The following is a 13695-nucleotide window of genomic DNA, read 5'->3' as shown; positions in this document are numbered from 1 at the left end:
TACGAATGACAGCGCAATCTGCGCCTGATACTGACCAGCAACTGGTCGAGCGGGTACAAAAAGGCGATAAACGCGCTTTCGACCTGTTGGTACTTAAGTATCAACACAAGATATTTTCCATTATTGGCCGCTATATTCGCGATCACGCCGAAGTGCAGGATGTCGCCCAGGAGGCGTTTATCAAGGCCTACCGGGCACTGGCAAAGTTTCGCGGTGAGAGTGCCTTTTATACATGGCTCTATCGCATCGCCATTAATACCGCAAAAAACCATTTGGTGTCGCGCTCGCGGCGTCCTCCTGCGTCGGATGTCGAGATGGAGGACGCTGAATATTACTCCGGATCGGATCTGTTGAAAGATATGGAGACGCCGGAAACCAGCCTAATGTGCGATGAAATTCAGCGCGAGGTGGATGCGGCTATTCGGGAGTTGCCCGAAGATCTACGCTCGGCGGTGACCCTGCGAGAGATGGAAGGGCTCAGCTACGAGGACATTGCCGCAATTATGGACTGCCCGGTGGGAACCGTGCGCTCGCGTATTTTCCGGGCACGCGATGCGATTGATAAGCGTATTCACCCTTTGCTGGAAAAAACTGATTAATTCCTGAATGGAAGCTGAACCTTTGTCTGGAGGGAGTGTCAGACAGGATTAGCAGATGTAAATCTTTGTAATGTGGCCCGCACTACGCTATGTTAGCGTTCGGTTTTTGTACAGCGGGTACCGATTGACTGAATCGCCGTGTTGAGCTGATTAATAGGCAAAAGGCGGTAAATAAAGGTAAATGCGAGCATGACAGACACGTCTCACAAGGCCCAATTGGCCGAATCCGTTTCAGCCATGGTGGACGGCGAAGCCAGCGAGCTAGAGTTTGCTCGGATCTTAAAATCCAGCGGCGAGCAGCCCGATGTACAAGCGACTTGGTCCCGCTATCAGGTGGCAAGCTCGGCGATACGTTCTGATTTGCCGCCCCAAATGGCGCCAGAAGGTTTTGCCGCCAGCCTCAGTGCTGCACTTGAAGATGAACCAACGGTTACCACCGGTCGATTGTCACGCGTGTGGCGCGGCATGGGGCAAGCGGCCATTGCCGCCTCCGTGGCCGGTGCTCTGGTGGTGGGCGCTCAGTTTTATCAGGGCGAAGATCTCACCGCTGAAATTATGGCCGATGCCACCCCAGCAGAAAAAACCATTACCGCCGCTGATGTATCGCTGCCAGTAGGCTTTAACGCGCCGGCGCTGCCGACCCGTCAGGTCAGTGCTCAGTCGGTCTACCAACCGGCGACTCGCCGCCCGGTAGTGGTAGAATCACGCCGCCCCAATGTGCAAGTTTCCAGTGACGAGGTAAAACACTATTTGCATCAGTTGTTAGAGCAGCACACCGATCAAGCGGCTGTGAATAGCGCTTCTGGTATAGTTCCTCACGCTCGGGTGCCTCTCATTGAAGAAGAGTAGTAACCCGTTTATACAATATCTGTGCAGTTTGCCGCGCACCCCAAGGTAACCTGTACAGAGCAAAGTCACCAGCAGAGAAAACAACCATGAGTCGGCTAGCCGGCGCCTTGATGCTGATGGCCTTGTCCATCGGCGCTGTACAGGCGCAAACCACCACCCTCCCAGATAACGCCCAACAGCCCGGCAATACCACCGACGAAGTCACTATACGTTCGGTCAGCGAGCTGTTGGTGAAAATGTCCGAACACCGACGTGTGCTAAATTATGCCGGTACCTTTACCCACCAAGACACCATCGGCACCGAAAGTTTTCGGCTCCAACACTGGGTGGACGAGGGCACTGAGTATCAGCGGCTTTATTATTTACAAGGCCCCGAGCGCGAAGCCCTAATCAGTAAAGATCTAGAGTGCCGTATGATGAGTGATCAGTTGATCACTCATCGCGCCGATAAACTGGCCGATGAGTATTCCCGGCTGGAGCAGTTTTATCATTTCAGGGTGCTGGGGTTAGAGCGTATCGCTGGCCGGGCCGCCACGGTTTTGCATATTGTGCCGCGCGATGCCTTCCGTTTTGGCTACCTGTTCAGTATCGATCGCGAAACCGGCTTAGTCCTTAAATCTACGTTGTTGGATAACAATCAGCGCCCGGTGGAGCAATTTCAATTTGTTGAGCTAGAAGTGGGGGTGGCGACCGAGCAGTTTAGTAGCGAGCGCGGCGCCCATATTTCCCACCGGCTGGCGGCAGAAGAGGTCGCCCAGTGCAATCCGGCGGCGGATGAACAGCCCGATACCTGGCAAATGGGTTGGATTCCAGAGGGTTTTGCGTTCTCTGGTCAGCGGGAAGTGCGCGATAAGGTCGACATGCTAATGTATACTGATGGTCTGTCGACGTTTTCGGTCTTTCTCGACCCTATCGCCGGCACGGTGGCAATGGAAGCCCGTGCACAGCGTGGGGCCACCAATTTTTACCTGGGTGGTGTTAGTCGCGCCGATCAACTCTATCAACTCACCGTCGTGGGCGAGATTCCCGCTGCCGTGGCCGAGCGAGTTGGCCAGTCGATTGTCCCCCTAGACGAGAAACAACCAGCAGGTTAGTGCGTGTTAATAGAATCGGGTAAAGTCGTAGCCGTTGAAACAGATGGCCTGTGGGTGGAAACCATCAGCCGTTCCACCTGTGGCTCCTGTGCGGCGCAAAAAGGTTGTGGCCAGAGCTTGTTGGCTAGATTCGCCGGCCACACCACTTACCTGTGGGTGTCACTGGGCGGGCGCGATAGTACCGACTATGACGTGGGCGATGAAATTGAGCTGGGTGTGCCAGAGGCTGTCGTGGCCAATGGCTCTATGCTTGTCTACCTGTTGCCACTGATCTCCATGCTCGGCTTTACTCTTGGAGCTCATCAATTAGGGTGGGGCGAAGGCCTAACCACATTGGCGGGTTTGGCTGGGCTTTTGGGTGGAGGCGCACTGGTGCGTTGGCGCGCTCATGTCACCCGCCACGACAGTCGTTTACAGCCAGTGCTAGTCGATCACCAGCAAGTGGTTCACGTCAGCTAATTTCCCCATTGGTTTTCCGGTCATTTACGCTTGCTTTAATCTTTGGTTAAGATCTGGTGTTGTCAGAGGGCTGATGGCGACCTGTTGCCACAGTGCATTGCTTAACTGTGGCAAGTTCTTGGCCCCGTCTTTTACCATCCAGCGGGCAATTGCCTGGGCGACATCGGGGTAATGCAGTGGCGCCGGCTTGGGCAAGGTTAGCCAATGGCGTATCACCTGTTCGCTTATTTTATCTGTAGTTGTCGCATACCCCAGCGCTTGCAGTGCGAGTGCGTTCGACTGCTGTTCCATTTGCGAGCGCACAGGTTCTACCAACAGCTTTTTCCCCAAGGTAATGGCTTCACTGGGCAACTCAAAGCCCGCACTGCACATAACGCCCTCGGCGGAGTGTAAATCCTGCTGAAAGCCCTCGCGAGAAAACGGGCGCAAATGGATATGGCCGCGATCTTCTGTTTGCTTAAACTTGTGATACACATAAAACTCGTGATCTTTAAACGGTGCCAACAGCGGCAAAAAATCATCGACGTCGGCAAACGGTAGATACACCAAAATCTTGCCTTTTTGCGCTGTGTTGGGGTGCTCGGAGGGCTCCACAATCGGTGGCAATAGCGATTGGTCAAAGTGGTGCCAGTGCACGCCAACCGGGGTGTCGATGGGGGCAAACCAACGCATAAAAATATCAGTAATAAAATTGCTGGCTTTTTTCGGTATGGGGTAGAGAAAGGCGCATTGATGCGATACACCGATAGAGCGAACCCCGTGCATACGTGCAGCCCAAGCGGTGACAGGCTCGAAATCGCTGACGACTAAATCATAATCACTGGCGTTAAGTGCACGAACATCTTGACGCAATTGCCGGAGGTTACTTTTTAAAATTGTTTTGGGCATATTGACCTTGCCCTTTTTTGTTTGCAGTGTCATGCCGCGATAGCAACGAAAATCGCCAAAGGGTTGCATATCAAAAAAGTCTTCGCGGTTGCGTCCGGAAAATACCCAGTCGACTTTAACATCGAGTTTGGCAAACGCCTTTGCCATAGATCGGGCTCGGGTCAGATGACCATTGCCCGTGCCTTGCACGCCATACAGAATTTTCATTACACGGGGCCCATGATGTAATAGGTGCCTACAATTGCGCAGGAGGTTCCAAGCACTGCACCGGCTAAAATATCAGTGGGGTAATGCACACCGAGTAAAACACGTGATGAGCCTATCAAGCAGGCGCCAATGTAAGCCGGCAAACCAAACATCGGATAGAAATAACTAATAAGAAAGGCAAACACAAAAGCCGCCGCCGTATGTCCCGAGGGAAAGCTAAACTTATCTGACGGGGTTACCCAGCTCTCAAACGCTTCAATGTTGACCGCGGGGCGGTTGCGTTTAAAAGAGTTTTTGATGAGCAAATAAAAACTGACGTCCAGCGCATAGCAAACGAGGCCCACCTTTAAAAACAAAACACTGTTAGGGACTTCAAACGCGATTAACAGCAAAGCGATGGCAACGTACAGCGGGCCATCGCCGCAGCGCGATACCCAGCGTACCGTCCGGCGATATGGAAAACCTTTAGTCACATGAAGCCAGACGAATGCCAATGTGTCGATCTGGTGGACTCTTTGCAAAAAAGCATTCATAGTTTCACCCCGTTTGCGGTGGTATTTGTCTGTTTGGCTAATGAATACCACTGCTCTATGACGCTTATATGACATACATTTAATGGAGAGATGAAAAATGAAGCCAGGAAAGACTGGGTTCACCCGTGTGGCGCATGCATTTGGCTATTCACTGCAGGGGATAAACGCCGCCTGGAAGCACGAAGCCTCGTTTCGCCAAGAGATTTGGATGGCCGCGGTGCTCCTGCCTCTGGCAGTGTGGCTGGCTACTAGCCATATAGAACTTATTTTACTGGTGGCGAGTGTTTTTTGGGTCATTATTGCTGAGCTTATTAACTCATCGGTAGAGGCCGTGGTGGACCGCACTGGCTCCGAGGTGCACGAGTTATCGGGCCGGGCAAAAGATATTGGCTCGGCAGTGGTGCTTTTTTCCCTAATTTTGTTGGCGCTGGTGTGGGGCATTATTGCCTGCCATCGCTTCTTCTAACACCTTGCCAAACAGCCAGGCCCATATCTCTGTGGGCTTGGTTTAACCGCCACAACTCACTGCGAAATTCCGCGCCGATATAAGCTCTAGCAGTTTACAGTTCCTTACCCTCAACAGGTGCAGCCTGAATAAACACATCGTACAATCTATGTCATCTTGCGGACATAATTCTCTGCATTCGAGATAACCACTATACGGATAATTATTATTGCTATGCCTGCCTCAGTGATCTCTCTTACCTACCGCACTTTGCTCTGCTGCTTTTGTGTGGTGTTGATAAGCGCTTGTTCCGATACAGCCCCCGAAGCCAGTGGGCGCGGTGGTATTCAGCCCAAGCCGGTGATTGCCGCGCAAGTGGAAACCAGCCCCGAGCAAGTTAAGGTGGAGGCGGTTGGTACATCGCGAGCGGCCAGCTCGGTGGCAATACGGCCACGAGCCGCCGGTCAGGTAGTGGCTGTGAAGGTTAAGCCGGGGCAAAAGGTCGCGGCGGGCGAGGTGTTGTTTGAACTGGATAGCCGCAATGAAGCTCTGGCGCTGCGCAACGCCGAGGTAGAGCTGGCCGATGCCCAGCGTTTGTTAAAGCGCTATCGCCAGTCGCAAGATAGTGGTGCGGTCACTCAGTCAGATCTGGACGATGCGCAAAGTGCTGTTGCCCGGGCTCAGATTGCGGTAGAGCGCGCCGCCGTTGAGTTGGAGTACCGCCAGGTTCCTGCGCCGTTTACGGGCATTGTGGGACTGACGGATATCGACCCCGGGGCCTGGGTGGATACTAACACGGTACTGACCACTCTCGACGATCGCTCCAGCCTGTTGGTGACCTTTGTACTGCCCGAGTTGTTGCTTAATCAAATCGAAGTTGGGCAGCCGTTAGAGCTTGCCACCTGGCGCAAGGATGCGGTCGAGGCCGCAGGGAAAGTTGTGGCTATCGATAGCCGGGTGAACGAGGCCGAGCGCACTTTCAAAGTTCGCGCCGTGGTTAACAACCCCAACGACCGCTTGCGCCCCGGTATGAGCTTTCGGATTTCACTCAACCTAACGGGCAACGATTATATTTTGGTGCCGGAATTATCACTGCAATGGGGCCCGCGGGGCTCTTTTGTGTGGGCTATTGTCAATGGTGTCGCCGAGCGCCAGGTGGCGACGATTGTCCAGCGCCGCGCGGGCAAGGTGCTGGTCGATGCCGATTTGAGTGCCGGGGCTCTGGTCGTGCTTGAGGGGATTCAAATGGTGCGCGAGGGGTTGCCTGTTGCCATTGCTCAAACTGTGAATGTTAACGGAGTTCCCGTTGGGTCGAATCAGTCTGAGGTGAGCGGTGAGTGATTTACAAGAAGACCTGCATAAAGAGGATATTGCCAGCCTGAGTATTCGCCGGCCCATTTTGGTGTTGGTGTTAAATTTATTGGTTGCCATTGCCGGTATTGCTGCCGTGATGGCCGTTGAGATCCGCGAGCTGCCGGATGTGGACCGCCCGATTGTTTCGGTGCGCGGCAACTATCCCGGCGCTTCCCCCGAAACTATGGACGCTGAAGTCACTAGTATCGTTGAAGGTGCTGTGGCCCGTGTTTCGGGTATTCGCAATATTCGCTCGTCCAGTGAAGAGAATAATATGCGTCTGCACGTGGAGTTTTCGCCCACGGTGGACCTCAATACCGCCGCGTCCGATGTGCGCGAAGCGGTCAGCCGGGTGGAGCGGGATTTGCCCCCCGATATCGAATCGCTCACCGTGATTAAAGCCGATCCCAACGCCAATCCAATAATTAATTTGGCGCTGGTGAGTGAGACGCTCGACGAACTGCAAATGACCCGCCGGGCAGAGCAAGATCTGATTCCCGAATTGGTGTCCATTGACGGCGTAGCCGACGTGGTGATTTTTGGCGAGCGGCAAAAAGTGTTGCGGGTGGTGATGGACCCCGTACGCCTGGCAAGTTTTGGTCTGGCCGTGAGCGATGTGGCCGACGCTTTGCGCGAGGCTCCGTTCGATGTTCCCTCGGGCAGTTTTCGCTCGGGTGATTTAGAGTTGCTGGTGCGCGCCGATGCCTCAGTGGTTACCGAACAGGCTATGGCCGATATAATCATTAAAGAGGATACGCGCTTAGCGGATGTGGCCCAGGTGTTTTTTGCCCCCGAAGATGCCTCTTCCTATGTGCGCTTAAACGGCCTGCCAGTGGTGGGGCTCGGGGTCGTGAGGCAATCGCAATCCAACACTTTGGATATCGCTGAAAAAATTCACAAAGCGGTGGCGCGGATCAACGAGCGCTTCACCGACTTTGAAATGGTGGTGACCGAAGACAGTGCCAAGTTTATTAAAGGGTCGATGCGCGAAGTACTGATCAGTATGTCGCTGACGATCTCCATCGTTATTCTGACCATTTGGCTGTTTATCGGCTCGCTGCGTGTGACACTGATTCCTTCCGTGGCCATCCCGGTAGCACTAATCGGCACCGTGGCGACCATTTGGGCGCTGGGGTTCTCTTTAAATATTTTGACCTTATTGGCTCTGGTGTTGGCCACAGGCTTAGTCGTGGACGATGCCATTGTGGTGCTGGAGAACATTCAGCGCCGGCGCAATCAGGGCCTGGGAGCCAGGGCGGCCGCGGTGCTGGGCACGCGGCAGGTTTTCTTTGCCGTGATTGCCACCACCGCAGTGCTTATTTCGGTGTTTGTGCCGGTGGCGATGTTGCCCAGTACGGCGGGGCGACTGTTTCGCGAGTTTGGTTTTGTACTGGCCTTTGCCGTGGCAATCTCATCCTTTGTGGCTTTATCGCTGGTTCCGGCTATGGCCGCCCGTATTGTGCCTGAGTCGAACAATGAGCCACACCCGGTGCGGGATAAGTTAAAAGCGGTTGGTAACCGTTTGTCGGCCGGCTACACCCGCTCGCTAGACCGAGCACTGGGTCTTGGTATTTGGGTTGTAGTGGTGGCCATGAGCGCGATTGTGGGCGCTGTACTGGTTTATCACAATGTGCCTCAGGAGTTGTTGCCCGAGGAAGATCGCGGCGTTATCTATGTCGATGCCACCGGCCCCGATGGTACCGGACTGGAGTACACCGAGCGCCAGGTCAATGCCATGGAGCAGCGGGTACAACCCCTGCTGGATTCGGGCGAAGCTGCGCATTTATTTTCGATTGTCGGGCGCTACGACCCCAACCGCGGCCGCGTGATTTTGCCTCTGGCCGATTGGGATCAGCGCGATCGCACCCAGCAGGAAATGATGGCCCAACTCGAGGCCCCAATGCGTGAAATACCCGGGGCGTTTGTACGGGTTCGCAGCACCAACAGCCTTGGTATTGGCGGCGGTGGCGGCGGTATTGAAATCGCGTTGGTGGGCAGTGATTACGACAAAATTTTTGCCGCCGCCGAGCAATTTGTCGAGGTCATCGGCGAGCGTCTGCCCCAACTGTCGGACCCGGATATTAATTTTCAGCCCACCCAGCCCCAATTGGCAGTGACCATTGACCGGCGCAGAGCCTCGGAACTGGGCATTCCTCTGACTAATATCTCGACGACTTTGCGCGCCATGGTGGACGGGTACGATTTGGTGGATTTGTCGGTGGGGGATGAAGCTATTCCGATTATTTTGGAGTCCTCCGGTGATCAAATTAACGACCCCGGGGATTTGGTTAATTTATACGTCAGCACCGAAGATGGGCGCTTGCTGCCACTGTCGTCGGTGGTGACCATTACCGAAGAGGCTGTGGCGGCCGAGCTGGATCGGCATAAGCAGCGCCGGGCGATCGAAATTGAGATGGATGTGGCGCCGGGCTATGCCTTGGCTTCGGCGGTGGACGATTTGCGCCAGTTGGCTGATACAGAGCTGCCGCCGGGCATTGGTTTGATCTTTTTGGGTGAGGCCGAGACTCTGGATGAAACCTCAAAAGAGGTCGCCATCACTTACATCATTGCATTGCTGGTGGTGTTTTTGGTGCTCTGTGCTCAATTCGAAAGCTTTAGCAGCGCGCTCATCGTTATGCTCACAGTGCCTTTTGGTGTAGCCGCGGCGATATTTGCTCTGTTGTTGACCGGCACCAGCATTAACGTCTACTCGCAAATTGGGTTGGTGATGTTAATTGGTTTGATGGCCAAGAATGGTATTTTGCTGGTGGAATTTGCCGATCAGCTGCGCGACCGCGGGTACAGTGTGATCGAGGCGGTGCGCCATGCGGCCCAAGTGCGTCTGCGGCCTATTTTTATGACCATGATGTCGACTGTATTTGGCGCACTGCCTTTGATTTTAAGTGCGGGTCCGGGCTCCGAGGCGCGCAACTCGATCGGTTGGGTTATTTTTGGCGGTTTGGGTTTAGCCGCGGTCTTTACTCTGTATCTAACGCCTGTGGTTTACACCTTGGTGGCGCGCTGGACCAACCCCCGAGCCGAGGAGGGCGGGCGCCTGGCGGCCGAGCTCGAGCAAGCCCAAGGTATTCCGGATCGCCATGAGGGCTAAGGCGTCCGGTGGTATAATGGGGTTAATTTAATCGTCACAAGTGGTTATCAGGAGCGATATGAAACCTGTTCAAACTCAAATTGAAGCTGATTTACAGCAGCATTTTGCCCCAGCTGTACTGCAGGTGGAAAACGAAAGCCATATGCACAGTGTGCCGCCCAACTCAGAAACACACTTTAAAATCACCCTGGTGAGCGAAGCGTTCGCGGGCAAAAGGCCTGTGCAAAGGCATCAGGCGGTCTACGCCGTGCTCACCGAGCAAATGGCCGGGCCGGTGCATGCGTTAGCCCTGCATACATTCACCCCCGAGGAGTGGCAAAACGCCCAGGTGCCAGATTCCCCTAATTGCTTAGGCGGCGGAGGCAAGTAATTAAACAGTTTTTTTAGCGCGAGTTGAGCGAAATCAACTCTCGCTGAAAAATACTGGCTGTATAAAAAACAACCCGCTATAATCCCGCCCCCTCGCCGTTTACAACGGTAAAGACTGACCAATCGGAAGACTGAAAACGACTATGAGCCAAATTGTTGTCGCCGCCATGTACAAATTTGTTGAACTACCTGATTACCAAGCGATGCGCGAGCCTCTGCTTGCCGCGTGTGATCGTTTTGGTATCAAGGGCACCTTGCTGCTGGCGGCAGAAGGCATTAATGGCACGGTTTCAGGAACCCGGGAGGGCATCGATCAGCTGCTTGACTACTTGCACAGTGACGAGCGCCTAGCGGATATAGAACACAAAGAGTCGCTCTATCAGGAGAAACCTTTCTATCGCATGAAGGTAAAACTCAAAAAAGAGATTGTGACCATGGGTGTTGAGGGCATAGACCCGAAACAGATTGTGGGCACCTATGTAAAACCGCAGCAGTGGAATGAGTTGATCAGTGATCCGGACGTATTGGTGGTGGATACGCGCAACCAATATGAGTGCGCCATTGGTACCTTTGCCAATGCGGTTGATCCTGAGACCGAAACCTTTCGCGAGTTTCCCGCTTACGTCAAAGATAATCTCGATCCTAGCGAGCACAAAAAAGTCGCGATGTTTTGCACCGGTGGTATTCGTTGCGAGAAGGCATCGGCCTACATGAAAGAGCAGGGCTTCGATGAGGTGTACCACTTAGAGGGCGGCATTTTAAAATACCTAGAAGAAATTCCCGCCGAGCAAAGCCTGTGGCAGGGTGAGTGTTTTGTGTTTGATAACCGTGTCGCTGTGGACCACGATCTACAGCGCGGCCAGTACGACCAGTGTTTTGGTTGTCGCCACCCCATTACGGAAGATGAAAAACGCTCTGAACACTACATGAAAGGTGTGTGTTGCCCGCGTTGTTACGACAAGCTCACCGATGAGCAAAAGACACGTTTTGCCGAGCGACAAAAACAAATTGAACTGGCCAAGGCTCGCAACGAAGCTCATCTCGGGGCCGAACCGCCGGCTCGTCAGAGCAAACAAGCCAGTCGCTCCTGAGATCACGTCGTAAATTTGTCATCTTTACGTGGTAGTCTCGGGTTATAATTGTCTGCAACAACGCCGTTTGGCACGAGCTTGTGACTCACTAACAGTGACTGAAGGTGTCCTTGAGGGGACTACGTAAAGGTAAAGTGAATGGATTTTGAACAGTGGCAGGTGGATATTAACGCTGGAGAAGCTCGCCATGAGTGTGGCTTGATTATTCGGGTAGAAGGCGACCCCGCTAACCCATCCTCCGTTGATCCGAACAACTTCCCTAAATCTTTAAGTTTTGTCGACCAGGCCCGGTTGTTGCGCTGTGGCATGGAGGCACTGGCCAGCGCCGCACAAAGTGGAGGCTACCGCTCCAGCACGGGCCCGAGCCCGACTCGGGTCAAAAGCAAAACTGCTCAATCACTGGAAGAAAAAGCGCGCTTGTTTGCCGAAAACCCCGACAAGCCCAAGCGCGCTGTATTATCTTTAAAACGTCGTAAACCGTCCGAGCCTGCTTCTAGCGATTAACCAGCTGGCCGCGCAATTGTAGAACGGTGCGATGTTGCTCAAGCTGCTGCATCATTTGATCGAAATCTTGCTGCGCGATATCCAGACCATTGGTGACAATCACCTCTTTGCTACCGTTATACACTAGCTCATTGAGCTGTTCGGAAACTTTATCGATAGCGCCGAAAATCTTATCGGTGGTGGTTTTGTCGTGAAAGACGCGGCCCTGATCGGTTAGACGCAAGTAATCATCGCACTCCACCAGCCACTCTTTGCGCTGATCCAGCATTTTTCGAATATTATTCATGCCGCCCTTATGGCCGCCCGGCAATTGCGAGGTGCGGTACTTCTCTAGGCTACGATAATCTTGCAGCAGAAAGTCTGAGCGGGTGGTGCGGCAAAATTCTGAGTCAAGGTAGCCGGCAAAATTGACGCCGTGTTCTGTTTCGGCTTGAGCTTTTTTACAGGCCTCATCACAGGCCAGTGCGGAACCACTGAACACCGCTAAAAGCAATAGGAAGGCTTTAACCGGTAGGTGTTTCATAATCGAATACCCTTAGTTGTCGTTTTTGTTATCTAAGTCACACTTTTGGTATAAAGGAGTTTGCTCTTAAGGTCAAGTAATTACATAAACTAAGGCGTTCTTATTCGAAATTGATTCAATTGTTCAAAAATTAATGCGATAGAGTTTTATAAATTGGGGCTGGCTGGGCAGCACAACCCCAGATCAAACTTGAAAAGTGTTTATTTATGCGCCAAGCGCTTTGCCGACCAATGCAGAGACCGAGTCCGGCAGTGGAATCTTAAGTGCTGCAGCGTGTCCATCGGCCGACATTTTATTCCAGGTTTTTTGGATAATACTGATCAGTTTAGGCTCGTCGTGTTTGCGGGCAAAGTCTTCCAGGTAATAGCGAATAAACACCAGACAAATCACATCCTCCAGCGTCTGCACCTGTGGGTCGCGTTTTAACCGTTTCTTTTGCAGCATATCGGCAACACTCTGGCAGTCGGCTGCGCTGTAGCCATGATTGTGCATTAAATCGGCGGTTCGCTGGGCGTGATGCACACCGAGTTCGGTACGCCATTTTTTATAGCCGGCACGATCCATTGGGTAGTCACTGCGAGCAATTACCCAGCGTTCAATGTGTTGGGCTCGGGCGGCTATTTGCAATAGCTCGTCGGCATCGGGGGCAAATTCGGACAGCTCGCGGCTCATACGCTGGCCGTAAACCAGCTCTTTAGGACTGCCATCCGGCTCTTGATTGGGGTCTTGGCGATTAATATCGTCAATCGTGTTGAGCAGGTCGTGCAGTGGCTTAATCATCAAAATTATCCTTACAGCTTTTGTGGGTTAGGGCCTGAAGCTGCTCTAGGTCATTAATCACAAGGTCTTTGCGGTTAGTGCTGAGGATCTTGAGCTTTTGTAAACGCCCGAAAACGCGGCTGACCGTTTCCAGTGTGAGCCCTAAAAAATTGGCCATATCACTGCGCGACATGGGCAGAGTAAATGCTACCGCCGATAAATTGTGCCGGGCGAGGCGGGCCGAAATGCTCAATAATAATGAGGCTACGCGCACCTCGGCCGAGGTACGGCCAAGCAGGTTGCGTTGTTTCTGATCGGCATTGATTTCTCGACTTAAAAGCTGCAATAGGTTGCGTTGTAGACCGGGCACCTGTCGACTTAGGGCTTCAAGCCGTTGATAGGGAATGGCGCAAACAGAGGTGGTTTGTAAGGCAATGGCGGAATTAACATGCTGGTTATCAGCCGGACCATCGAGCCCGACGACCTCACCGGGAAGGTAAAGTCCGGTGATGTGTTGCTCGCCATCGGTGTTGGTGCTAAAGGTTTTAATGGCGCCCGAGCGAATGGCAAATAAAGCTTTAAATGAGTCGCCTTGGCGATAAATAGCATCACCTTTTTGCAGCGGTTTACCGCGCTCGACAATAGAGTCGAGCTTATCAATATCGGAAAACTCTAAACTTAGAGGCAGGCAAATACTGTTCAGGCGGCAATCGCTGCAATGGGTATAGGCCGCGCTATGAGCAGACGTGCAGATTCTATGCTGGTGTTGATTCATCGGGATAGATCCTAAAGCCAAATACCTATAAGTGGTTACCAGTCTACGCGATTGTGCCGCTTGGTTTAAGCAGTTTGAACCCTCAGAGGGTTGGCTCGCTGGAGATGAGGGGCGGTTAAAGCGTGCAGAGGTGCTATG

General features: G+C 53.1%; 15 protein-coding genes. 10 read left to right on the top strand and 5 right to left on the bottom strand.

The window, feature by feature from the left end:
• Positions 1-5: 5 nt before the first annotated feature.
• From rpoE to Q4563_RS09105, 4 genes are all read left to right on the top strand, one after another.
• The gene (rpoE, locus tag Q4563_RS09120; protein ID WP_215975153.1) at positions 6-599 is read left to right on the top strand and encodes an RNA polymerase sigma factor RpoE; all 594 of its coding nucleotides are present in this window, start codon (positions 6-8) and stop codon (positions 597-599) included.
• A 189-nt stretch (positions 600-788) separates the two neighbouring features.
• Positions 789-1448 carry a sigma-E factor negative regulatory protein gene (locus tag Q4563_RS09115; RefSeq protein ID WP_215975154.1) on the top strand — a complete coding sequence of 220 codons (660 nt, stop codon included), beginning with the start codon at positions 789-791 and terminating at the stop codon, positions 1446-1448.
• Between the two features lie 86 nt (positions 1449-1534).
• Entirely contained in the window at positions 1535-2542 is a 1008-nt protein-coding gene (locus tag Q4563_RS09110; RefSeq protein ID WP_215975155.1) for a MucB/RseB C-terminal domain-containing protein, read from the top strand.
• A 3-nt stretch (positions 2543-2545) separates the two neighbouring features.
• Complete coding sequence (locus Q4563_RS09105; RefSeq protein ID WP_215975156.1) at positions 2546-3001, top strand: SoxR reducing system RseC family protein; 456 nt, start codon at positions 2546-2548, stop codon at positions 2999-3001.
• A gap of 24 nt (positions 3002-3025) precedes the next feature.
• Here Q4563_RS09105 and Q4563_RS09100 read toward each other — a convergent pair whose 3' ends face one another.
• Together Q4563_RS09100 and Q4563_RS09095 are read right to left on the bottom strand one after the other, a co-directional pair.
• A complete protein-coding gene (locus tag Q4563_RS09100) occupies positions 3026-4096 on the bottom strand; it encodes an MJ1255/VC2487 family glycosyltransferase (RefSeq protein ID WP_215975157.1) in 1071 nt (356 codons plus the stop codon).
• Positions 4096-4629, bottom strand: coding sequence for a phosphatase PAP2 family protein (locus Q4563_RS09095; RefSeq protein ID WP_215975158.1), 534 nt, complete (start codon positions 4627-4629; stop codon positions 4096-4098). The genes Q4563_RS09100 and Q4563_RS09095 overlap by 1 nt, the downstream gene beginning before the upstream one ends.
• Positions 4630-4726: 97 nt before the next feature.
• Here Q4563_RS09095 and Q4563_RS09090 point away from each other — a divergent pair, with 97 nt between their 5' ends.
• From Q4563_RS09090 to Q4563_RS09065, 6 genes are all read left to right on the top strand, one after another.
• Entirely contained in the window at positions 4727-5095 is a 369-nt protein-coding gene (locus Q4563_RS09090) for a diacylglycerol kinase (protein ID WP_215975159.1), read from the top strand.
• A gap of 213 nt (positions 5096-5308) precedes the next feature.
• Positions 5309-6415: an efflux RND transporter periplasmic adaptor subunit gene (locus tag Q4563_RS09085; RefSeq protein WP_303604319.1), complete on the top strand. Its 1107-nt coding sequence runs from the start codon at positions 5309-5311 to the stop codon at positions 6413-6415.
• Positions 6408-9536, top strand: coding sequence for an efflux RND transporter permease subunit (locus Q4563_RS09080; RefSeq protein WP_303604318.1), 3129 nt, complete (start codon positions 6408-6410; stop codon positions 9534-9536). Before Q4563_RS09085 ends, Q4563_RS09080 begins: the two co-directional genes overlap by 8 nt.
• Positions 9537-9594: 58 nt before the next feature.
• Positions 9595-9906 (top strand): BolA family protein, encoded by a 312-nt coding sequence (locus Q4563_RS09075; protein ID WP_303604317.1) that lies wholly within the window; start codon positions 9595-9597, stop codon positions 9904-9906.
• A gap of 142 nt (positions 9907-10048) precedes the next feature.
• Positions 10049-10996, top strand: a complete 948-nt coding sequence (gene trhO, locus Q4563_RS09070; RefSeq protein WP_215975163.1) for an oxygen-dependent tRNA uridine(34) hydroxylase TrhO — start codon at positions 10049-10051, stop codon at positions 10994-10996.
• A 138-nt stretch (positions 10997-11134) separates the two neighbouring features.
• Positions 11135-11500, top strand: a complete 366-nt coding sequence (locus Q4563_RS09065) for a hypothetical protein (RefSeq protein ID WP_215975164.1) — start codon at positions 11135-11137, stop codon at positions 11498-11500.
• On the opposite strand, the gene Q4563_RS09060 is transcribed toward Q4563_RS09065, so the two are convergent.
• From Q4563_RS09060 to fnr, 3 genes are all read right to left on the bottom strand, one after another.
• The gene (locus Q4563_RS09060; protein WP_215975165.1) at positions 11490-12023 is read right to left on the bottom strand and encodes a hypothetical protein; all 534 of its coding nucleotides are present in this window, start codon (positions 12021-12023) and stop codon (positions 11490-11492) included. The two genes, Q4563_RS09065 and Q4563_RS09060, sit on opposite strands and share 11 nt — an antisense overlap.
• Before the next feature lie 204 nt (positions 12024-12227).
• On the bottom strand, positions 12228-12803 hold the full coding sequence (locus Q4563_RS09055) for a DUF4202 domain-containing protein (RefSeq protein ID WP_303604316.1): 576 nt from the start codon (positions 12801-12803) through the stop codon (positions 12228-12230).
• Positions 12796-13557 carry a fumarate/nitrate reduction transcriptional regulator Fnr gene (fnr, locus tag Q4563_RS09050; RefSeq protein WP_215975167.1) on the bottom strand — a complete coding sequence of 254 codons (762 nt, stop codon included), beginning with the start codon at positions 13555-13557 and terminating at the stop codon, positions 12796-12798. The genes Q4563_RS09055 and fnr overlap by 8 nt, the downstream gene beginning before the upstream one ends.
• Positions 13558-13695: the final 138 nt, after the last annotated feature.

The sequence above is a fragment of the Gilvimarinus sp. 1_MG-2023 genome (genome assembly GCF_030548285.1).
The sequence above is the reverse complement of the archived record's forward strand: the minus strand, read 5'-3'. Positions and strand labels throughout refer to the sequence as shown.

Coding starts and splice junctions, on each gene's coding strand:
- Q4563_RS09090 (WP_215975159.1), top strand. CDS start 4,727: ATGAAGCCAGGAAAGACTGGGTTCACCCGTGTGGCGCATGCATTTGGC.
- Q4563_RS09065 (WP_215975164.1), top strand. CDS start 11,135: ATGGATTTTGAACAGTGGCAGGTGGATATTAACGCTGGAGAAGCTCGC.
- Q4563_RS09075 (WP_303604317.1), top strand. CDS start 9,595: ATGAAACCTGTTCAAACTCAAATTGAAGCTGATTTACAGCAGCATTTT.
- trhO (WP_215975163.1), top strand. CDS start 10,049: ATGAGCCAAATTGTTGTCGCCGCCATGTACAAATTTGTTGAACTACCT.
- Q4563_RS09055 (WP_303604316.1), bottom strand. CDS start 12,803: ATGATTAAGCCACTGCACGACCTGCTCAACACGATTGACGATATTAAT.
- rpoE (WP_215975153.1), top strand. CDS start 6: ATGACAGCGCAATCTGCGCCTGATACTGACCAGCAACTGGTCGAGCGG.
- Q4563_RS09095 (WP_215975158.1), bottom strand. CDS start 4,629: ATGAATGCTTTTTTGCAAAGAGTCCACCAGATCGACACATTGGCATTC.
- Q4563_RS09100 (WP_215975157.1), bottom strand. CDS start 4,096: ATGAAAATTCTGTATGGCGTGCAAGGCACGGGCAATGGTCATCTGACC.
- Q4563_RS09085 (WP_303604319.1), top strand. CDS start 5,309: ATGCCTGCCTCAGTGATCTCTCTTACCTACCGCACTTTGCTCTGCTGC.
- Q4563_RS09060 (WP_215975165.1), bottom strand. CDS start 12,023: ATGAAACACCTACCGGTTAAAGCCTTCCTATTGCTTTTAGCGGTGTTC.
- fnr (WP_215975167.1), bottom strand. CDS start 13,557: ATGAATCAACACCAGCATAGAATCTGCACGTCTGCTCATAGCGCGGCC.
- Q4563_RS09110 (WP_215975155.1), top strand. CDS start 1,535: ATGAGTCGGCTAGCCGGCGCCTTGATGCTGATGGCCTTGTCCATCGGC.
- Q4563_RS09115 (WP_215975154.1), top strand. CDS start 789: ATGACAGACACGTCTCACAAGGCCCAATTGGCCGAATCCGTTTCAGCC.